General features: G+C 69.9%; 16 protein-coding genes. 11 read left to right on the plus strand and 5 right to left on the minus strand.

The genetic code is table 11. From position 1 onward, the window contains the following. Window positions 1-7 precede the first annotated feature (7 nt). Window positions 8-952: a helix-turn-helix domain-containing protein gene (locus ACH4DZ_RS31650; RefSeq protein WP_398290893.1), complete on the minus strand. Its 945-nt coding sequence runs from the start codon at window positions 950-952 to the stop codon at window positions 8-10. A gap of 157 nt (window positions 953-1,109) precedes the next feature. On the opposite strand from ACH4DZ_RS31650, the gene ACH4DZ_RS31655 reads away from it, so the two are divergent. The 3 genes from ACH4DZ_RS31655 to ACH4DZ_RS31665 all read left to right on the plus strand — a co-directional run bounded on the left by ACH4DZ_RS31655 (window position 1,110) and on the right by ACH4DZ_RS31665 (window position 4,105). Beyond that, complete coding sequence (locus ACH4DZ_RS31655) at window positions 1,110-2,147, plus strand: saccharopine dehydrogenase family protein (RefSeq protein ID WP_398290894.1); 1,038 nt, start codon at window positions 1,110-1,112, stop codon at window positions 2,145-2,147. Between the two features lie 143 nt (window positions 2,148-2,290). Beyond that, a complete protein-coding gene (mraY, locus tag ACH4DZ_RS31660) occupies window positions 2,291-3,358 on the plus strand; it encodes a phospho-N-acetylmuramoyl-pentapeptide-transferase (RefSeq protein WP_398290896.1) in 1,068 nt (355 codons plus the stop codon). Window positions 3,359-3,445: 87 nt separating this feature from the next. After that, on the plus strand, window positions 3,446-4,105 hold the full coding sequence (locus ACH4DZ_RS31665) for a class I SAM-dependent methyltransferase (protein WP_398290898.1): 660 nt from the start codon (window positions 3,446-3,448) through the stop codon (window positions 4,103-4,105). A 90-nt stretch (window positions 4,106-4,195) separates the two neighbouring features. Here ACH4DZ_RS31665 and ACH4DZ_RS31670 read toward each other — a convergent pair whose 3' ends face one another. Beyond that, window positions 4,196-4,855, minus strand: coding sequence for a hypothetical protein (locus ACH4DZ_RS31670; RefSeq protein ID WP_398290900.1), 660 nt, complete (start codon window positions 4,853-4,855; stop codon window positions 4,196-4,198). Window positions 4,856-4,991: 136 nt separating this feature from the next. Continuing rightward, on the minus strand, window positions 4,992-7,478 hold the full coding sequence (gene uvrA, locus ACH4DZ_RS31675; protein ID WP_398290902.1) for an excinuclease ABC subunit UvrA: 2,487 nt from the start codon (window positions 7,476-7,478) through the stop codon (window positions 4,992-4,994). Window positions 7,479-7,693: 215 nt separating this feature from the next. Between uvrA and ACH4DZ_RS31680 the strand changes: the two genes are divergently transcribed. Next, window positions 7,694-7,933: a hypothetical protein gene (locus ACH4DZ_RS31680; RefSeq protein ID WP_107017285.1), complete on the plus strand. Its 240-nt coding sequence runs from the start codon at window positions 7,694-7,696 to the stop codon at window positions 7,931-7,933. Further along, complete coding sequence (locus ACH4DZ_RS31685) at window positions 7,930-8,304, plus strand: toxin Doc (protein ID WP_398291111.1); 375 nt, start codon at window positions 7,930-7,932, stop codon at window positions 8,302-8,304. Before ACH4DZ_RS31680 ends, ACH4DZ_RS31685 begins: the two co-directional genes overlap by 4 nt. Before the next feature lie 96 nt (window positions 8,305-8,400). Here the strand turns inward: ACH4DZ_RS31685 and ACH4DZ_RS31690 are convergent, their stop codons facing one another. Beyond that, window positions 8,401-10,995, minus strand: coding sequence for a PA14 domain-containing protein (locus ACH4DZ_RS31690; RefSeq protein WP_398291113.1), 2,595 nt, complete (start codon window positions 10,993-10,995; stop codon window positions 8,401-8,403). A 491-nt stretch (window positions 10,996-11,486) separates the two neighbouring features. Between ACH4DZ_RS31690 and ACH4DZ_RS31695 the strand changes: the two genes are divergently transcribed. From ACH4DZ_RS31695 to ACH4DZ_RS31720, 6 genes are all read left to right on the plus strand, one after another. Then, a complete protein-coding gene (locus ACH4DZ_RS31695) occupies window positions 11,487-12,500 on the plus strand; it encodes a LacI family DNA-binding transcriptional regulator (protein ID WP_107017287.1) in 1,014 nt (337 codons plus the stop codon). Between the two features lie 164 nt (window positions 12,501-12,664). After that, complete coding sequence (locus ACH4DZ_RS31700; protein ID WP_398290904.1) at window positions 12,665-13,756, plus strand: ABC transporter substrate-binding protein; 1,092 nt, start codon at window positions 12,665-12,667, stop codon at window positions 13,754-13,756. 1 nt (window position 13,757) lies between these two features. Continuing rightward, window positions 13,758-15,356 (plus strand): sugar ABC transporter ATP-binding protein, encoded by a 1,599-nt coding sequence (locus ACH4DZ_RS31705; RefSeq protein WP_398290906.1) that lies wholly within the window; start codon window positions 13,758-13,760, stop codon window positions 15,354-15,356. Beyond that, a complete protein-coding gene (locus ACH4DZ_RS31710) occupies window positions 15,349-16,311 on the plus strand; it encodes an ABC transporter permease (RefSeq protein WP_398290908.1) in 963 nt (320 codons plus the stop codon). The genes ACH4DZ_RS31705 and ACH4DZ_RS31710 overlap by 8 nt, the downstream gene beginning before the upstream one ends. Further along, a complete protein-coding gene (locus ACH4DZ_RS31715; protein ID WP_398290910.1) occupies window positions 16,308-17,339 on the plus strand; it encodes an ABC transporter permease in 1,032 nt (343 codons plus the stop codon). The genes ACH4DZ_RS31710 and ACH4DZ_RS31715 overlap by 4 nt, the downstream gene beginning before the upstream one ends. A 250-nt stretch (window positions 17,340-17,589) precedes the next feature. Further along, window positions 17,590-18,678: a glutamate--cysteine ligase gene (locus ACH4DZ_RS31720; RefSeq protein WP_398290912.1), complete on the plus strand. Its 1,089-nt coding sequence runs from the start codon at window positions 17,590-17,592 to the stop codon at window positions 18,676-18,678. 66 nt (window positions 18,679-18,744) lie between these two features. On the opposite strand, the gene ACH4DZ_RS31725 is transcribed toward ACH4DZ_RS31720, so the two are convergent. Further along, window positions 18,745-20,559: an ABC transporter ATP-binding protein gene (locus tag ACH4DZ_RS31725; protein WP_398290914.1), complete on the minus strand. Its 1,815-nt coding sequence runs from the start codon at window positions 20,557-20,559 to the stop codon at window positions 18,745-18,747. Window positions 20,560-20,757: the final 198 nt, after the last annotated feature.

The raw sequence follows: 20,757 nt of genomic DNA on the forward strand, positions 1-20,757 counted from the left end.
GGCGTGTTCAAGCAGGCCGTGAGCGGAAGGTGCGGCGGTAGGTGTCCGGGGGTACGCCGAGCGTGTGGTTGAAGTGGCGGCGCAGCGTGGTGGCGGTACCCATGCCGGTGGCCTCCGCGACGGCCTCGACACCGCTGTCGGTGGTCTCCAGCAACTCCTGGGCGCGGCGGATGCGTTGGGACAGCAGCCACTGCAGCGGGGTGGTGCCGGTCGCCGCCCTGAAGTGACGGCCGAGGTGGCGCGAGCTCATCCCCGCCCGGCGCGCCAGGTCGTCCACGGTCAGCGGCTGGTCGAGGCGTTCGATCACCCAGGGCAGCAGGGCGGCGAGCGGGTGGTCGTCCCGGGCGGGTACGGGCGCGGCGACGAACTGGGCCTGGCCACCGGCCCGGTGCGGCGGCACGACCAGGCGGCGGGCCACCGCGTTGGCGACCGCCGAACCGTGGTCGAGGCGGACGAGATGGAGGCACAGGTCCATCGCGGCGGCCTTGCCCGCGGAGGTGAGCACGCTGCCGTTGTCCACGTAGAGCACGTCCGGGTCGACCTGCACACGGGGATGGCGGGCGGCGAGCGCGTCGGTGTGCGCCCAGTGCGTGGTGGCGCGCCTGCCGTCCAGCAGTCCGGCGGCGGCCAGCACGAAGGCGCCCGTGCACAGCGAGACCACCCGTGCGCCCGCCTCGTGGGCCGCGCGTACCGCGTCGACCAGTTCGCCGGGCGGGTCCTCGTCGACGTCGGCCCAGGCCGGGACGACAACGGTGTCGGCGTGCGGCAGCCGGTCGAGCCCGTGGTCGGGCTCCAGCCGGAACCGGCCGACCCTGACGGCGGCGGCCCCGCAGACCTCGACCTCGTACCAGGGGACATCCACCCCGGCCGGGGCACTGCCGAACACCTCGCAGGCCACCGACAGTTCGAAGTGCAGCATTCCCTCGGTGGCGACCACTGCGACAGAACCCATGTCCGTAATTGTACGCAGCATGTCGTTCCGGACACTCACGATCAGGTGGCGGCACTCGACAGGATGATCGCAGCGGATCCCGAACGGGGCGGATCCGCAGGTCCGCAGCGGATCAGCAGAGCTGATCCTGACGGAACCTTGAGCACGGGGAGTAGTCATGGCACCAGGTCCGGGGCACACGGTGGCGGTGTTCGGCGCGTACGGGCACACCGGGCGATTCGTGGTGGCGGAACTGCTGGAGCGCGGGTTCGTACCGGTGCTCTCCGGCCGCGACGCGGACAAGCTGCGGGCGCTGGCGGGGGCCCGTCCCGGGCTCGACGTCCGGCCCGCCGCGGTCGACGATCCGGCCGCGCTCGACCGCGCACTGGCCGGCGCGGCAGCGGTGATCAACTGCGCCGGCCCCTTCACCACCACGGCCGCCCCCGTGATCGAGGCGGCCCTGCGCGCCGGGATCCCGTACGTCGACGTGGCGGCCGAGATCGAGGCGAACGCCGACACTCTCGCGCACTTCGGGGACCGCGCCCGTGCCGCCGGAACCCTGGTCGTGCCCGCGATGGCCTTCTACGGCGGACTCGGCGATCTGCTGGTCACCGCGGCCATGGACGGCCGGACCGCGGCCGACGAGGCGCACATCGCCTATGGGCTGAGCGGCTGGTACCCCACCGCCGGGACGCGTGTCGCGGGCGCGGCCGTCCAGGCGCGGCGCGAGGGACAGCGCGTCCGCTACCGGAAGGGGCGCCTTGAGTACCACCGGGACGACCTGCCCACCCTCGACTGGCACTTTCCCGCCCCGATGGGCACGCGGGTGGTGATCGGGGAGTTCACGATGGCCGATGTCGTCACCGTGCCCAGCCACCTGTCCATCCCCGAGGTGCGCACCTACATGACCACCGAGGCGGCTCGTGACCTGGCGGCCCCGGACACTCCGGCGCCCACCGCCGTCGACGGGAGCGGGCGGTCCGCGCAGACCTTCCTCGTCGATGTCGTCGTACGGTCCGGCGGTACCGAGCGCCGTGTCACGGCCTCGGGGCAGGACATCTACGCCGTCACCGCGCCCCTCGCCGTGGAGGCCGTCCACCGCGTCCTCGACGGACGGACCGGCAGGACGGGCGTCGCCTTCGCCGGTGATGTCTTCGACGCCCCCGACTTCCTCGACGCGCTCGCCCCGCACATCACGTACGCGACGACGAAGTAGCGTTCCGCGTCGGGGCGTGTGGCGGCAACTACCCACCGGCGTGCAGCGATTGGCTCTATGCATAGGGTGTGGGCTGCGACAGCCGCCCGTACCCGTGCGGCGGTCACGCACGAGAACGCAGTCGAGGGGAAAACCGCCGTCCGATGAACCAGATCCTGTTTGCCGGGGCCATAGGCCTGTTCCTGACACTCGGCGGCACACCACTGCTGATCAAGCTGCTGGCCCGTAAGGGCTACGGCCAGTTCATCCGTGACGACGGACCCCGCGGCCACCACGGCAAGCGCGGCACGCCCACCATGGGCGGCATCGCCTTCATCCTGGCCACCCTCACCGCGTACGCCCTGACCAAGGTGATCACCGGTGAGCCGCCGACATTCCCCGGTGTGCTGGTGCTGTTCCTGATGGCGGGCATGGGTGTGGTCGGTTTCCTCGACGACTACATCAAGATCGTGAAGCGGCGTTCGCTGGGGCTGCGGGCCGGTGCCAAGATGGCGGGCCAGCTGATCGTCGGCATCCTGTTCGCCGTGCTGGCCATCCGGTTCGCCGACGACCGCGGACTGACTCCCGCCTCGCTGAAGCTGTCGTTCGTGACCGACTTCGGCTGGACCATCGGGCCGGTGCTGTTCGTCGTATGGGCCCTGTTCATGATCCTGGCCATGTCCAACGGGGTGAACCTGACCGACGGTCTGGACGGACTCGCCACCGGCGCCTCGGCGATGGTCCTCGCCGGCTACACCTTCATCGGCCTGTGGCAGTTCCAGAACTCGTGCGCCAACGCGATGAACCTCACCGACCCCGGCTCCTGCATCGAGGTACGCGACCCGCTCGACCTGGCCGTCGTCGCCTCCGCGTTGATGGGTGCCTGCATCGGGTTCCTCTGGTGGAACACCTCACCCGCCAAGATCTTCATGGGCGACACCGGTTCGCTCGCCCTCGGTGGCGCGCTGGCGGGTCTGGCCATCTGCTCCCGCACCCAGCTGCTGCTCGCCCTGCTGGGCGGGCTCTTCGTCCTGATCACCCTGTCCGTGGTCATCCAGGTCGGCTCGTTCAAGCTGACCGGCAAGCGGGTCTTCAAGATGGCCCCCCTGCAGCACCACTTCGAACTCAAGGGCTGGTCCGAAGTCCTGGTCGTGGTCCGCTTCTGGACCATCCAGGGGATCTGCGTCATCGTCGGCATCGGCGTGTTCTACGCGGGCTGGGTGGCGGGCTGAGCCCTTTCCGACCCGCCCGGGTGTGTGCAGGCGCGGCGGCCCCCTGATTCCCGGTACGGCGACCGGCACCTGGGCTAACCTCCGGGTGTGAGCACCGGACGGGAAGACCCGGAGACCGAGAGGTGGCTGGCGGACACGCGGGCGTCCTACGACGCCGACGCCGCCGGCTACGCGGAGGAGACACGGAGCCTCCTGGCCGAACTGCCGCCCGAGCAGGAGGTCATGGCACTGTTCGCCGAGTCGGTGCGGGCGGCGGGCGGCGGTCCCGTCGCGGACGTGGGGTGCGGGCCGGGGAGGATCACCGCCCATCTGAGTGACCTCGGCGTGGACGCCTTCGGTATCGACCTGTCACCCCGGATGATCGAAGTGGCCCGGAGCGAGCACCCCGGCCTGCGGTTCGAGGTGGGCTCGATGACACAACTCGCCCTCGCGGACGGCTCCTTGACCGCCCTGCTCGCCTGGTACTCGATCATGCACGTCCCCGACGACGCGATCGGCGAGGTCCTCACCGGCTTCCACCGGGTGCTACGGCCCGGCGGCCTGCTGCTCCTGGGTTTCCACGCCGCCGACACCTCGTCGCCCGATCCGCAGGACGACAACGAAGGCCGGCCGGAGTCCTACGGCCGCCTCCGCCGACCGGGCCAAGTAGCCACCTGGCTCGGCGAGACGGGCTTCACGGTAGAGACCCACCCCACCATCACGCTGGCCGCACGCACGCTCGGCGGAGTACTGCTGGCACACCGCTGACGCTCCGACCGGGAAGGCTCACCGGGCCGGGTAGGGCCCAGTGGACGGCTCAGGGGACGGCCCACAGTTTGGCCCTGCTCCACTACTCCACTACTTCACATGGCCGGTGAAGACGGCGGTCTCCGATTCGTAGTCGGGTGCCACTTCCACCTGCAAGTACTTCTGCCTCTTGGGGAGTTCGCAGGCCCAGACGACGGAGAGGGAGCGCCCGGCGAGAATGCGGGTCTCGGGGAGGCCGTCGAGCCCTTCGTCGAAGATGGCGTCGCCTTCTTTGCCCTCGTCGCCGTAAGCGCAGTTGACGCTGAGTTCGTCGGCGTTGACGCTCGCGTCGGACTCGTTCACGATCTTGATGGTGAACTTGGCGTACGGCGTGTTCTCCGGGGACGCGTAGTCACCGGACACGCCCCGGGAGAACTTCGACAGGCTGACCTCCACGTCGTTCTCGTAGACGACCGCCTGGGTGAGGCTGTAGACGCCGTCGCCGGACTCGGCGACCGGTTCGGTGTCGCCGTCGGTCCCGGCGGGCGCGTCGTCCGCCGGCGCGACTTCGGTGACCGTGACGGTCGGGCCCGGCTCGGCCGCGCCGTCACGGCTGCCACTCACCGCGACGCCCGTGGCGACGACAGCGACGACGACGGCAGCCGCGGAGCCGATGATGACCCCGTTCGAGGGGTTCTTCCTCGCGGGTGGCGGAGGCAGCGGCGGAGGCGGGAGGCCCGGCATGAGTGGCGGTGTCGACTCGTGGCTCATGTGTCCCCCTGAGTGCTGCTGCCGAGGCATGCATCATGTCGTCGCGAGCGGGACTTGTGGACCCTCTGTGGCCAAATACTTCTCATGATGCGCGAGCACTGTCCGATTCCAGCATCAGCCGGCCGTCGGCGGCGGCTCAGGTCCCCGCCAACCGGCGTGCCAGGTACGGCGCCGTCGCGCTGTCGCGTGCTCTCGCCACCTTCGCCGGTGGGCCTTCGGCGATCACGCGGCCACCTGCGTCCCCGCCGCCGGGGCCCAGGTCGATGATCCAGTCGGCGGTGGCGATCGTGTCCAGGTCGTGTTCGACCAGGACGACCGTGTTGCCCGCGTCGACGAGCCGGTGCAACTGGCGCAGCAGCAGGGCGACATCGGCGGGATGCAGTCCGGCCGTCGGCTCGTCGAGGAGGTAGAGCGCGTGACCACGACGGGCCCGCTGCAACTCGGTCGAGAGCTTGATGCGCTGGGCCTCACCGCCACTGAGTTCCGTCGCGGGCTGCCCCAACCGCAGGTACCCCAGCCCCACTTCCCGCAGCGTCTCCAGGCTCCGGGAGGCGGCGGGGAGGTCGGCGAGGAACCCGGCGGCCTCGTCCACGGGCATGGCCAGTACGTCCGCGATGTTCTTGCCCCGGTAGGTGACTTCGAGCGTCTCGGGGTCGTAGCGCGCGCCGTGGCAGGCCGGGCACGGGGCGTAGGTGCCGGGCAGGAACAGCAGCTCGACCTCGACGAATCCCTCCCCCTGGCAGGTCTCGCAGCGGCCTTCCGCGACGTTGAAGGAGAACCGCCCCGCCGAGTACCCGCGTTCCCGTGCCTCGTCGGTCGCCGCGTACAGCTTGCGGACCGCGTCGAACATGCCGGTGTACGTCGCCAGGTTGGAGCGGGGCGTCCGGCCGATGGGCCGCTGGTCGACCCGTACCAGCCGGTCGAAGGAGTCGAGCCCGGACGCGCCCCGCAGGTCGACCTCCAGCTCCGCGCCGTCGTCCGAGGCCTCGGATCCGCTCTCGTCCGGGCTCTGGCCCAGGTGGCGGCGTACGACCTCGGCGAGCACCTGGGTCACCAGCGTGGACTTCCCGGATCCGGACACGCCGGTCACCGCTGTCAGCACCTGCAGAGGGATGTCCACCGAGACGTTCCGCAGGTTGTGGCGCGAGACGCCGCTCAGGCGCAGCCGGCCCCGCGGCTTCCGCGGGCGGTGCTCGACCGGCGGGGCGTGCCCGAACAGGTATCGGCCGGTGGCCGACTCCTCGACCTCTTCGAGGCCGGGCACCGGACCGCTGTACAGGACCCGTCCGCCGCCCTCGCCCGCCTCGGGCCCGATGTCCACCACCCAGTCCGCCCGTCGCACGACATCCATGTCGTGCTCCACGACGAAGAGCGAGTTCCCCGATGCCTTGAGCCGGTCCAGTACGTCCAGCAGGGGCTCCGCGTCGGCCGGGTGCAGGCCGGCGGAGGGCTCGTCGAGGACGTAGACGACGCCGAACAGTCCGGAGCGGAGCTGGGTGGCGATGCGCAGCCGTTGTGCCTCGCCGGGCGACAGGGTCGTCGAGCGGCGCCCCAGACCGAGATAGCCGAGGCCGAGCCCGAGCAGCACGTCGATCCGGGCGACCAGGTCGGCGCAGATCCGTACCGCGACCTCGCTTCTCTCGCCGGCCGGGTCCGTCGTGGTGGCCGCCGCGTCCCCGGGCAGCTCGGCGACGGGCCGCAGCAGCGCGACGACCTCGGTGAGGGGCAGCGCGTTGACCCCGGCGATGGAGTGGCCGGCGAAGGTCACGGCCAGGGCTTCCTGCCGCAGCCCGCTGCCCCCGCACTCCGGGCAGGGCACACTCCGTACGAAGCGCATCGCCCGTTCCCGCATCCGCTCGCTCTTGGAGTCGGCGAGGACATGCATGACATGGGCGCGGGCGCTCCAGAACTTCCCGTAGTAGCCGTAGTCGATCCGGTCGGCCTCCGGCTCGATCAGAACGGACGGCTGTTCATCGGTGTGGAGCAGCCACTCCCGGTCCTTCTTCCTGAGCCTGCGCCACGGCCTGTCGATGTCGATGCCCAGACCGCTGACGACACTGCGCAGGTTGGCGCCCTGCCAGGCACCGGGCCAGGCCGCGATGGCGCCGTCGCGGATGCTCAGGGAGGGGTCCGGTACGAGCAGGTCCTCGGCCACGTCGATGACGGCTCCCAGCCCGTGGCACCGCGTACAGGCACCGGCGGCGGTATTGGGTGAGAACGCCTCGGCGGCGAGCCGCGGGGCCCCGGGCGGATACGTACCGGCGCGGGAGTACAGGATGCGCAGCAGGTTGCTCAGCGTGGTGAGAGTACCGACCGTGGACCGTGAGCTGGGGGCACCGTGCCGCTGCTGCAGGGCGACGGCCGGCGGCAGCCCGGAGACCTCCTGGACGTGGGGGGCGCCGACCTGCTGGAGCAGCCGCCGGGCATACGGCGCGACGGACTCGAAGTACCGCCGCTGAGCCTCGGCGTAGAGCGTGCCGAAGGCCAGCGAGGACTTGCCCGAACCGGAAATCCCGGTGAAGGCGACCATCGCGTCGCGGGGAACATCCACGTCGACGTTCTTGAGATTGTGCTCGGCGGCACCTCTGACGTGCACGAACGGATCGGACGCGGCATGCTCCACAACCCCTCCTCACCCGGCGGACTCCCTTACACGTCCACCCTGACCCTCCTGCCCCGTTTCAGCACCTGGGGCGGGGAGGAACCGGGGCGCAGCCCCGTTCCTCCAGGGGCGCGGGGAACTGCGCGACCAGCCCCCACCGAGCCCGCGGACGAACCCCCGCACCCCCGGCGGGACAACACTTGCCCACCCCGGTACCTACTAGGTACCATCCGAACATGCCGTCCTTGAACATCACCTACAGCGACGAGGAGATGCAGGAACTGCGCGCCGCAGCCGCAGCCGCAGGCACCTCCCTCAAGCAGTACGTCCACGACCTCTCCCTCCGCGAACGCCAGCGCCAGCAGTTCGTGCGCTACGCCGTCTCGTGGGGCGAACTGCAGCGCGCCGAGTTCGACGAGGCGTTCCCGGACGAGATCCCGCCGGCCGGCCGCCACCAGGGAGCCGAAGCCGCCTGATGCTCCATGTCGACATCGCCTGGCTGCTCGACATCCAGGAGCAAACGGTCCCCGAGGACGTGACGGTCGGGGACTACTCGGCTCTGGTGGCCGCGGTCGCCCGCCACAAGACCCGCATCCCCCGCCCCGGCATCGCCGCACAGGACGCGTCCTGGCGGGCGGCGGCACTCCTGCACACGATCGTCCGGCTGGAGCCCCTGCCGTACCGGAACTCCCTGTACGCCTGTCAGGTCGCCGTCGCCTACATGCACACCTCCGCCGAGGGCATCGATCCGCCCTACGGGGCGCTGGTGGAGCTGGTGCGCGACATCCAGGCCCGCAAGGCCACGGTCTACCAGGCCGCCGACCGGATCCGTACCTGGCGCATCTGACGCCGTGCGCGCCGGCCGACGGAGACCCGGCAGCGGACGGAGGCCGCCCGGTGAGCAGCGGGGAGGCATCTCACCGGGCGGCCCTGGCGCGTGACGTCAGACGCAGCCCGCGGGAGTCGCCCGGGACACGTCGTCGATCAACGCCTCGTGCGCCGCCTTCACCCGCCGCACATCGGGCTTGACGACCGCGCGGTCGTACGTGATCAGCCCGTTGAGCTCGCCCTCGACGTCCGCGATCTGGGTGTACACCGCGCCGTTGCCGCCCTTGCAGGCCAGCGCGTGCACCTCGGCGAGCTTGGTGAGGTAGTCGTCGGTGTACGTGGCCGGGTCGACGTCGACATAGGACTGCTGCACCGACCAGGCATGTCCGGGCACGGCGAGTCCGAGGCCGCCGTACTCACCCATGACCAGCGCCCGCCTGCCGTCCGGACGCGGTGGCAGTGCGGGGCTCGGATAGCCGTGCTCGTCCATGATGTCGCCCGTACCGCCGTCAGCGCCGAGGTTGAGGCCCGACTGGTTGTTGACCAGCCGCGTCGGGTCCCAGGCCTTGGCCTGTTCGGCGATGCGGCCCACGTCGTACTGACCCCACCCTTCGTTGAAGGTGACCCACATGACGATCGACGGGCTGCTGATGTGCTCGTCGATCATCTGCTTCATCTCGCGCTCGTAGGTGGCGCGGGCGGTGGCGGACGGGTTCACTCCCGCCGTCATGGCCGGCATGTCCTGCCACACCATCAGGCCGAGTCTGTCGGCCCAGTAGAACCACCGGTCGGGCTCGACCTTGATGTGCTTGCGGACCGAGTTGAAGCCCATGGCCTTGTGCATCTTCAGGTCGTGGGCCAGGGCCTTGTCGCTCGGAGCGGTGTGCAGGCCGTCGGGCCAGAAGCCCTGGTCGAGGGTGGCCATCATGAAGACCGGCTTGCCGTTGAGGACGGTACGAGGGGTTCCCTCCACGTTCTCCACGGCGATGGACCGCATGCCGAAGTAGCTGCTGACACGGTCCTTGCCGACGCTGACCTTGAGGTCGTACAGGAACGGGTCGTCCGGCGACCACAGCCGCGCGTCACGGATCCTCAGGGTGAGCGGGCTGCCCGTGCGGCCGGAGACGGTGGCCACCTTGCGCTTGCCCTCGTACGCCGTCGCGGTGACCGGGACTCCGTCGCGTACACCCTTGGGCGCGACGGTCAGCGTGCCCGCGTCCACGTCCGGGGTGAGGGCGAGCGAGTCGACGTGGTCGGCGGCGACGGGCTCCATCCACACGGTCTGCCAGATGCCGGAGGACGGCGTGTACCAGATGCCGCTCGGGTCGAGGCGCTGCTTGCCGATCGGCGGGTTCTCGCCGTCCGCGGCGTCCGTCGGGTCGTAGACGCCGACGATCAGCTCCTGGGTGCGGCCGGGCTTGAGGGCGTCGGTGACATCGGCGCCGAACTTGTCGTAACCGCCCTGATGGTCGGCGACCTTCGTGCCGTTGACGTAGACCTCGGAACGCCAGTCGACCGCGCCGAAGTTGAGCCGCAGACGCTGCTTCGAGCCGATCTTCCAGTCCTTCGGAACGGTGAAGGTGCGCCGGTACCACATCCGGTCCTCGTGCCGCTCGATGCCGGACAGCTGGGACTCGACGGGATACGGGACGAGGATCTTCTCGGCGAGCTTCCTGCCCACCGGGGGCTGCTCCCCCGCCTCGGCCGCCGCGAACTGCCAGCTGCCGTTGAGGTTCTTCCAGGTGTCGCGGGTGAGCTGCGGCCTCGGGTACTCGCGGTGGGCGTTGGCCGGGGTGACGTCCTTGCCCCACTTGGTGCTCAGCTGGTGGGTCGAGCGGTTGGTGCCGCTGCTCCAGAAGGACTTGACAACGTTGCCGTCCTCGGCGGAGAGGCCCCCTGCCCCGTCGTAGCGCACATCGGCGCTGCCGCGCGCGGTGCCGGTCTTGTTGCCGACCACGGGTTCCTTGAGCGCGATCAGCAGGGACTTGGAGTCGGCCGGGTCGAGCTCGATGCGCCCGAGCGGCCAGGTGGCCCCGCCGATGACCGCGTCCAGGTGGTCGACGAGACCGGCCGGGGGCGCCTTGAGTTCCTGGGCGAAGTCGAGCCGCAGCGTGCGACCGTCCTTGAGGACGGTGGTGGCGATGGCCCCGTCGTAGTCGTAGCCCGCGGGCAGCAGGAACGCCGACTGCGGGATCGCGGTCTTGGCGCCGCCGGGCGGAGTCCAGCGCAGATGGAGGTTGGAGCCTCCGTAGTGCTCGAAGTACTCGACCTTGATGTCGTACGCGGTGCCGGCGGTCAGTTCCACCGGTTCCGCACTCTGTTCGCGGTCCCAGTCGTCGACCCAGTGGTCGATGGTGAGTTTGCCGTCGACCCAGAGACGGAAGCCATTGTCCCCGATGATCGAGAAGGTGGTGGGACCGGTCTTCTCGGGCACGATCCGGCCGGTCCAGCGCACGCTGACGTCGTCCGACCTCCCGGTCGCGGCCCGCAGCCGCGACTCCAGGTTGTCGAAATCGAGCCGCGCGTCCATCCCGGTGGCCTTGAGCTCATGGAAATCGAAGGCGCCGGGGGCGGACTGGGTGTAGTACTCCCCCTTGAGGCCGTGGACCTCGACAGGATCCTCCACGGCCGTCGCGACAGGTGCGGCGGCCAGTCCCGCGGCCCCGAGTAACACCGCGACGAACAGAGCGAGTCGTTGTCTGAGTTGTATGCGTGATCTGAGCGATCCGAGTGACGTGAGTGATCTCCTGCGCACGAATCCTCCTAGGGAGTTCCTGACGAATCTCCTCGGCCTCGCCACACCCGGTCCAGGCGGCCTCGTGACACCTGGTCCTGGCGGCGTCGCGACGCCCGGCACGCACCCCTCATCCGCGGACCGGTTCCACCCGGCCCGGTCGGGGGCCCACACCCTTCAGGCAGTGCGAAACCACCGAACGTCACCCCCTCACCCACGGAGACCCGCCAGGACCCGTCGGAAACCCCCGAGGTCGTGTCCGCGGAGTCCCGCCCGCCCCGCCGTCCGGGTGGACGGCAGGACTCCGCGGACACGACCTAGAGTGAGGAAGGGTGGCGGCTCGGAGCTTGAGTCTGTACAACGTTGGAAGCAGAGGCAGTTGGCATGAGAGCACGGGCTCCCACCCGCTGTCCAGGTTCATGACACAGCTCCGGTCGCGGAGTTCCCGTCGATGCCGAGGAGATCCCTTGCGGGTCAGCCTGAAGGACGTGGCCGAACGGGCCGGCGTCTCGATCAAGACCGTTTCCAACGTCGTGAACAACTATCCGCACATCACCCCGGCGATGCGCGCCAAGGTCCAGGAGGCGATCGACGAGCTCGGCTACCGGCCGAACCTCACCGCACGGCATTTGCGCAAAGGCCGTACGGGCATCATCGCGCTGGCGGTCCCCGAGCTGGGCAACCCGTACTTCGCCGAACTGGCGGGCGCGGTGATCGACGCCGCCGCCGAGCACGAGTTCACGGTCCTGCTCGACCACACACGGGGCGAGCGTCAGCAGGAACTGCTGGTCAGCCAGGGGTTCCGGGCCCGGGTGATCGACGGACTGATCCTCAGCCCGCTGGAGCTGGAGGCCGAGGACCTGCAGGGCCGGGCCGACGACGTGCCCCTGGTGCTGCTCGGCGAGCGCGAGTACGGTCTGCCCTTCGACCACATCGCGATCGACAACGTCGCCGCCGCGCGGGCGGCGGTGCGCCACCTGCTCGACCGCGGCCGGACCCGGATCGCCTATCTCGGGGTCCGTACGGACTCCGCGAACCGTCCCGCCCATCTGCGGCTCGACGGCTGGCGTGCGGAGCTGGCGGCGGCGGGCCTCACCCCCGACGAGGACCTGATCGTGCCCGTCGGCGGCTGGGACCGGGACGACGGCGCCCGGGCCATGGCAGAGCTGCTGGACGCGGGCCATCGGCCCGACGCGGTCTTCGCCTTCAACGACCTCATCGCGATCGGCGCCATGCGGGTGCTGCACGAGCGTGGGCTCAGGGTGCCGTGGGACATCGCCGTGGTCGGCTTCGACGACATCGCGGAGAGCCGTTTCGGCGCCGTTTCGCTGACCACCATCGCGCCGGACAAACAGGCGATCGCCCGCCTCGCGGTGGCCTCGCTGCTGCGCAGTCTTTCCGGCCGCCAGGACCCCGGCGGACGTGAACTCACGGCGGAGTTCCGGCTGGTGGAGCGGGAGAGCACCCTCGGGCGGCGCTGACGGCGGGTCGAACGAATCGGTCGAGATTTCGGACGGAGGGGTTTACACAGTCTCTCCAACGATGTAAAAACCTCCCCTGAACGCCGTGCACGCCGTATCGACCGTCAAGTGCCGAACTCCCGGGAGCGCTCTCAGCTCCGGGGCCGCGCCGTTTGGGGATCTCCATGAAGCCGACCGCATCTTCTCGCCGCACCACCGCTCGCGCCCTCCTCGCCACCGGCATCCTCACGAGCCTGGCACTCACCGGATGCACCAAGTCCGAGGACTCCTCCGACGACAAGGTCACCGAGCAGCAAGCCGACGCGGGTCAGGAGGTCGCCTCGCCGAGCGCCGGCTCCGGGCCCTCCTGCACCATCGACACGTTCGGGGGCGAGAAGCTCGATCTCAAGGACGCCACGGTCGGTTTCTCGCAGTCCGAGAAGGAGGCCAACCCCTTCCGGATCGCCGAGACCGCCTCGATCAGGGCCGAGGCGAAGAAGCGCGGCGTCAAGCTCCTCACCGCCAACGCCCAGTCGCAGTTCTCCAAGCAGATCAGCGACGTCCAGGACCTCATCGCCAAGGGCGCCGACGTGCTGGTCGTCGCCCCGCTCAACTCGGACGGCTGGGAGCCCGTGCTGAAGACGGCGGCGGCCAAGCACATCCCGATCGTCACGGTCGACCGCAAGATCAACGCCGAGGCCTGCAAGGACTATGTGAGCTTCATCGGTTCCGACTTCGTGGAGCAGGGCAAGCGGGCCGCCGACCAGATGATCGAGGCGACCGGCGGCAAGGGCGAGATCGCCATCCTGCTCGGCGCGGCGGGCAACAACGTCACCACGGAACGCACCAAGGGCTTCGTGGACCAGATCAAGGCGGAGGCGCCCGGCCTCAAGGTGGTGTTCCAGCAGACGGGTGAGTTCGCCCGCGAGAAGGGCCAGTCGGTCACCGAGAACCTCATCCAGTCCAAGCCCGGGATCAAGGGCATCTACGCCGAGAACGACGAGATGGGCCTCGGTGCCGTCAACGCCCTCAAGGGCGCGGGCAAGAAGGCCGGCGATGTGAAGATCGTGACCATCGACGGCACGCGCAACGCCGTCCAGGGCATCGTGGACGGCTGGATCAGCGGTGTCGTCGAGTCCAACCCGCGCTTCGGTCCGCTCGCCTTCCAGACCCTCGACAGCTTCACCAAGGGCGACGAGGTCTCGCAGGACATCGTCATCAAGGACACCGAGTACACCGAGGCCAACGCCGAGTCGGACATCGCCAAGGCCTACTGAGATGCTCTCCGTCACTGGCGTGTCCAAGCTCTTCCCCGGCGTGAAGGCGTTGTCCGACGTGGACTTCACCGCCCGCGCCGGGGAGGTGCACGCCCTCGTCGGCGAGAACGGCGCGGGCAAGTCGACCCTGATCAAAGTACTCACCGGTGTCTACCAGCCGGACGCCGGCGAGGTCGTCCACAACGGCTCGCCGGTCCGCTTCTCCACACCCCTGCAGGCCCAGCAGGCGGGCATCTCCACCATCTACCAGGAGGTCAACCTCGTCCCGCTGATGAGCGTGGCGCGCAACCTCCTCCTCGGCCGTGAACCGCGCGGCCGGCTCGGTCTCATCGACTTCCGGCGGATGCACCGGGAGGCGGACGAGGCACTGCGGGGCCTCGGCATCCGGGTCGACGTGAGCCGGCCGCTGCGTGAACTGGGCGTGGGCGCACAGCAGATGGTGGCCCTCGCGCGAGCCGTCGCCATCGACGCACGTGTCGTGATCATGGACGAGCCCACCTCCTCGCTCGAACCGCGCGAGGTGCGCACCCTGTTCGACGTGATCGGCATGCTCCGCGAGCGCGGCATCGCGGTGGTCTACGTGAGCCACCGCATGGACGAGCTGTACGAGATCTGCGACGCCGTCACCGTGCTGCGTGACGGCCGGGTGGTGCACACCGGGCGGCTCGCCGACCTCGACCGGCTGCGGCTGGTCTCGCTGATGCTGGGCCGGGAGATCGGCGAGGTCCGCAGCGAGGGCCTGACCAAGTTCACCGGCTCGCACCAGGCGTCGGCCGAACCGGTGCTGCGCGCCGAGGGGCTGACCATCCGTCACCAGTTGAAGGACGTCTCGCTCGCCATCCGTCCGGGCGAGGTGGTGGGCCTGGGCGGACTCCTCGGCTCGGGCCGCAGTGAGACCGCGAGGGCGATCGCGGGCGCGCTGCCGACCGACTCCGGCCGGGTGTCGGTCGACGGCACGCCGGTGCGTACCGGCTCCACACCGGCCGCGATCCGCGCCGGCATCAGCCTGCTGCCGGAGGACCGTAAGGCCGAGGGCATCTCGCCCGGACTCTCGGTACGGGAGAACATCGCGCTGGCCGCCCTTCCGGGACTCTCGCGGTTCGGTCTGGTGGACAACGCCCGCGTCGACAAGGTCGTCGACATGTTCGTGCAGCGGCTGCGCATCAAGTCCGCGGGGCCGCACCAGAAGGTCGGCGAGCTCTCCGGCGGCAACCAGCAGAAGGTGCTGCTGGCCCGCTGGCTCGCCATGCACCCGAAGGTGCTGCTCCTCGACGAGCCCACCCGGGGCATCGACGTGGGTGCCAAGGCGGAGGTCCAGTCCCTCATCGACGAACTCGCCGAGGAGGGACTCGCCGTGCTGCTGATCTCCTCCGACACCGAGGAACTGATCGAGGGCAGCGACCGGATCATCGTCCTCAAGGACGGTGTGGTGGTCGACGAGCTGACCGGCGACGCCGTCACCGAGGACGCGCTGATGCGCGCCATCGCCGCCGAGCCCTCGGCGCCCTCCGGAGCGGCGGACCTCACCACATCGCCGGACCTCACCACATCACCGAACTTCTCGAAGAACGCGGAATCCGCCGGGAGCGCCCATGACTGACCTGACGCTCATCCGCGGTCAGGTGGACCGCGAGCGGCTGCTGCGCCTGCTCCAGGAGTACGGCGTCTACGCGGGCGTCGTGGCTCTGCTCGTCTTCAATTTCGTCTTCACCTCGCACTTCGTCTCGGCGGAGAACTTCCGCACCCAGGCCGTGCAGGTCGCGCCGGTGCTCATCGTCGCGCTCGGCATGGCTCTGGCGATCGGCACCGAGGGCGTCGACCTGTCGGTGGGCTCGGTGATGGCCCTGTCCACCTCTCTGCTGTCCCTGTATCTCGGTTACGGCCCGTGGATCGCCGTCCTCATGGCGGTGGCGGGCGGCATCATGATCGGCCTGGCGAACGGTTCACTGATCGCCTTCCTGGGCGTCCAGCCGATCGTCGCCACCCTGGCCCTCATGGTCGCCGGACGCGGGATCGCCCTGGTGCTGCTCCCCCAGCTGGAGGACGTACGCGATCCGGGAATGGCGTCGCTCGGCTCCGGTGACGTGCTGGGCGTGCCGTATCTCGTCCTCATCGCGGCGGCCCTGGCGCTGCTGGTGGCCTTCGTGGTGCGGCGCACCACCTTCGGGCGCCAGTTGCTCGCCGTCGGCGACAGCAGGCCCGCGGCACGCCTCGCGGGGCTGCCCGTGCGCCGGGTCCTCATCGTGGTGTACGCGTGCTCCGGCGCGCTGGCCGCGGTGGCGGGCATCCTCGCCACCGCCCGGCTGACGGCCAGCGATCCCACCTCGCTGGGCAACCTCATGGAACTGTCGGCGATCACGGCGGTGGTCGTCGGCGGCACTCCCCTGTCCGGGGGCCGCGTACGCATCGGCGGCACGGTCGCCGGGGCCGTCCTGATCCAGCTGCTGACCACCACGCTCATCAAGCACGACCTGCAACCGTCGTGGACGCAGATGGCCCAGGCCGTGGTGATCATCGCCGCCGTCTACGCGGCCCGTGAACGGGGGAAGCGATGACCATCGGGACCACGGAGGCCGAGAGGCGACCGGCCACCGTCCATCAGGAGGCCGAGAAGGCCGACGCCCCCACCCGGGCGGAGCGCTTCAGCGCCCTCGCCCAGCAGCACGGCGCCCTGGTCACCCTCCTGGTGGCCATGGTCGCGGCGTCGCTGAGCTTCGACACCTTCCTGACCGGCGACAACCTGGAGAACATGGCGCTGTCCTCGGCCTTCCTCGCCGTGGTCGCGCTGGGCATGACGTTCGTCATCGTCACCGGCGGGATCGACCTGTCGGTCGGCTCGCTCTTCGCCCTCGGCGGAGTACTGGCGGCCTGGGGTTCGCAGTACGGCACGGTGGTGGCGCTCCTGCTCCCGCTCGCGGTGTGCGGGCTGATCGGGGTCGTCAACGGCCTGCTCATCGCCCGGTCGGGCCTGGCCCCCTTCATCGTCACCCTGGCCGCCATGCTCGGGGCGCGCGGCATCCTGCTGGCGATCACCGACGAGGGCTCGAAGACCTATCTCGTCGACAAGGACTCGTTCTTCGCCACCCTCGGACAGGGCTCGCTGCTGGGCATCGGCCTACCGATCTGGATCACGGTGGCCCTGTTCGTCCTGGGCGCCGTCGTCCTGCGGCTCACCCGATTCGGGCAGTACGTGTACGCGGTCGGCGGCAACGAGGACGCGGCGGCCCTGATGGGTGCCCCCGTGGCGCGTACGAAGATCACCGTGTACGCCCTGTCGGGGCTGTGCGCCGGTCTCGCGGGCGCGCTCAACGCGGCCTGGCTGGTGTCGGGCGTGACGATCCTCGGGTCGGGCATGGAGCTGGAGGCCATCTCTGCGGTCGTCATCGGCGGCACTCTGCTCTCCGGCGGCTTCGGCTTCGTGAGCGGTTCACTGGTCGGTGTGCTCCTTCTGAAGGTGATCCAGAACGTCATCAACCAGATCGGCTCCCTGGACTCCGCGTACCAGCAGGTGGTCAGTGGTGCCTTCCTCGCCGTGGTGGTGGTGGCCCAGACCTGGCTGGGGCGCAGGCGCCGGGTGCTGTGAACCGGTCCCGTTCGGGCGGCGTCGCAACGCCGCCCGAACGGGACCGAGGCATGTCGGGCGCTGTGCGTCCTCGTCGTCCTGTCCCGTGCCCGCGCGGCAGCGCCGCACGGCGTACGCGCAAACCCTCTCGGCCACCGGGTGTCCACCCGCTGTTCCAGGGCATTCGGACCCCCGGGAGGAGGTGTCGGCCTCCGCCTTCCCGGCTTTCTGCGTCGTCGCTCGCGACGACCCTTATGAGAGGCTTTGTCACGTGCGTACCGTGGGAGTGGAAGAAGAACTTCTCCTGGTCGATCCGGAGAGCGGAGAACCACAGGCGCTGTCCGCCGCGGTACTCGCCCGCGCCGCCAGGGACGATCCGTCGGAGGAGACGTTCGAGAAGGAGCTGCACACCCAGCAGCTCGAATTCGCCACCCACCCGCAGGCGGAGATGACCGAACTCGGCGCGGAGATCGTCCGGTGCCGCAAGGAGGCGGCGCGTGTCGCGGGGGACATCGGGGCCACCGTCGTCGCGCTCGCCACCTCCCCCCTGCCGGTCAGGCCGTCGGTCAGTACGAGTTCCCGTTACCAGTGGATGATCGAGGAGTTCGGCCTGCCCGCTCAGGAGCAGCTCGTCTGCGGCTGCCACATCCATGTGTCGGTGGAGTCCGACGACGAGGGCGCCGCGGTGCTCGACCGTATTCGCCCCTGGCTGTCCGTGCTGACCGCGCTCAGCACGAACTCCCCGTTCTGGCAGGGAAAGGACAGCCTCTACAGCAGCTACCGGAGCCGGGTGTGGATGCGCTGGCCGATGGCCGGCCCCACGGAACTCTTCGGTACGGCGGAGGCCTACCACCGACGGGTCGACGCCATGGTGGCCACGGGGGTGTTGAAGGACAGGGGCATGATCTATTACGACGCGCGGATCGCCGAGCGGTACCCCACCGTCGAGATACGCGTGTCGGACGTCTGCCTGGAGGCGAGCACCGCGACCCTGCTGGCCACCCTCACCCGTGGACTCGTCGAGACGGCGGCGCGCGAGTGGCGTGCGGGAACCGCCCCGGCGGCGCACCCCGTGGAGCTGTTGCGCCTGGCCGCCTGGCGGGCCGCGCGGTCGGGTCTTGAGGAGGAACTGCTGCACCCGTCGACGATGCGGCCGGAACCGGCCGGGGACGTGGTGCGCGCCCTGCTGGAACATGTCGGGCCCGCCCTGCACGACAGCGGTGACACCGACCGTGCGCACACGGCCGCGGCGGACTTGCTGCGTGACGGCAACGGCGCCCGGGTCCAGCGCGAGATCCTGGAGCGGACCGGAAGCCTGAGTGACGTGGTCACGGAGTGCGTGCGTCGCACGCAGACCTGAGCGCGCTCACCGCGCTGACCGCGCTGACCACCGACGGGCCGCGTGCGGTCAGTGCGGTCAGTGCGGTCAGTGCACGGTCGCCCGGGTGGGGCCGTCGTCGAGGAAGCCGCCGGACTGGTGCTGCCAGAGCTTGGCGTAGGCGCCGGCCGAGGCGAGCAGTTCCTGGTGGGTGCCCTGTTCGACGATGCGTCCGCGGTCGAGGACGACAAGCCGGTCCATGGTGGCGACCGTGCTCAGCCGGTGCGCCACCACGAGCGCAGTCCGTCCCTCCATGAGCCTCCACAGCGCCTCCTGGACCAGGACCTCGCTCTCGGAGTCCAGGGCGCTGGTGGCCTCGTCGAGCAGCAGGATCGGCGCGTCGCGCAGGATCGCCCTGGCGAGCGCGACCCGCTGACGCTGTCCGCCCGACAGCTTGACCCCGCGCTCGCCGACCATGGTGTCGAAGCCGTCCGGCAGGGCGTCGGCGAACTCCGTGACATGTGCGATCTCGGCCGCGCGCCGGATCTCCCGGTCCGTGGCGTCCGGGCGGGCGAACACGATGTTGTCCCGCAGCGAGCGGTGGAACATCGCCGGATCCTGCGGCACATAGGCGATGAGGCTGCGCAGTTCGGCCTGGCGCAGCCTGCTGATGTCCTGCCCCCCGATCAGGATCCGGCCGGCGTCGAGGTCCGTCATCCTCAGCAGCAGCCTGCTGAGTGTGGTCTTGCCTCCGCCGGACCGGCCGACGAGACCGATCTTCGTCCCGCTGGGCACCGCCAGTTCGAGCCCCTGGAAGAGGGGTCCCGCCCCCGCGTGGGCGAAGGTGACCTCCTCGAAGCGGACATCGGCGGCCTGGGACAGCAGCGGCTCCGGCGGCACCGGGTCCAGCACGGTCGGCGGCATCAGCAGCAGTTCGGTGAACTGCCCCGCCTCGGTCATCGAACTCTCCAGGCGGCGGTACACCTGATTGAACTCGAACATGATCCGCGTCGCGTTCGAGTAGTACGTGAAGGCCACCACGACCGCCTCCACACCGTGCCCGCCGCCGGCGAGGGCGACCGCGAGCAACAGGCCCAGCGCGTTGGTGAGTACGGACATGGGTGCGACCAGTGTGTCGATGCGCAGGTTGCCGTAGTCCCACGCCCGCAGGGTGAGCCGCCTCGACTCGGCGACCCGGGACCGGTGTTCGGCGGCTTCGCGTTCCTCGGCCGCGAACGCGCGGACCGTGTCCATGTTCATCAGGCTGTCGGCGACATGGCCCGACACCCGGGCGATCGCCTCCTCGCGCCGGTCCACCAGCGCCTGGCGGCGGCGGATGAGGGGCACCACGCACAGCGCGGTGAGCACGAGCATCGTCAGCAGGCCGACGACGAGCAGCGGTTCATAGCGCCACAGGATCACCGATCCGAACGCGAGTGGCACCACGCGGCCCACGACCTGGAACGTCAGCGTGTCGACGAACTCCTCGAACCGGGAGGCGAAGCTCAGCACCCGCTTGGTCAGCGACCCGGCGAAGTTGTCGTGGAAGAAGGCCGCGTCCTTGGCGAACAGCTCGTCCATGCCGATCACGTACAGGTTCTCGATGCCGCGGGCGGCAAGCCGGTTCAGGCAGTGCAGGCCCAGGCGCCACAGCGTCTCCCCGAGCAACAGGACACCGGAGAAGCCGACGACGTAGGGAAGCGCCTCGGTGACGGTGATGCCGCCTTCGGTGGCGATCCTGGCGACGAGTTTCGCGACGATGAGCGGCGCGATGTAGTTGATGCCGATGTTGCCCATCGCCGGCAGCAGCATGGCCGGTACCGAGAACAGCCGTAACCGTGCCAGTTCCCGTCCGTAGTGACGGAGTGCCAGAAGCACCGCACCCCTGCGCGGTTGGATCCTGCGTGTCTCAGGCGATCCCATCCCACCCCCGAGTGGTCGTAAGGCGGCCCGTCGCCCGTTTCTCCGGTGGATCGCCGTTGCCGCACGCCGACAACAGGTGTGAGTACGGGTGGGCCGGAACCGGAATTGTCCCGCGACAACACCCGATGAGTCCAAGTGTTTTGCGGCCCGTACGCCCATACGCATGTGCGAAGTCGGTGGTCTGATTCCCCTTCCGTC

This window comes from Streptomyces sp. NPDC017991 (genome assembly GCF_044328075.1).
In the GTDB taxonomy this organism is placed as follows: domain Bacteria; phylum Actinomycetota; class Actinomycetes; order Streptomycetales; family Streptomycetaceae; genus Streptomyces.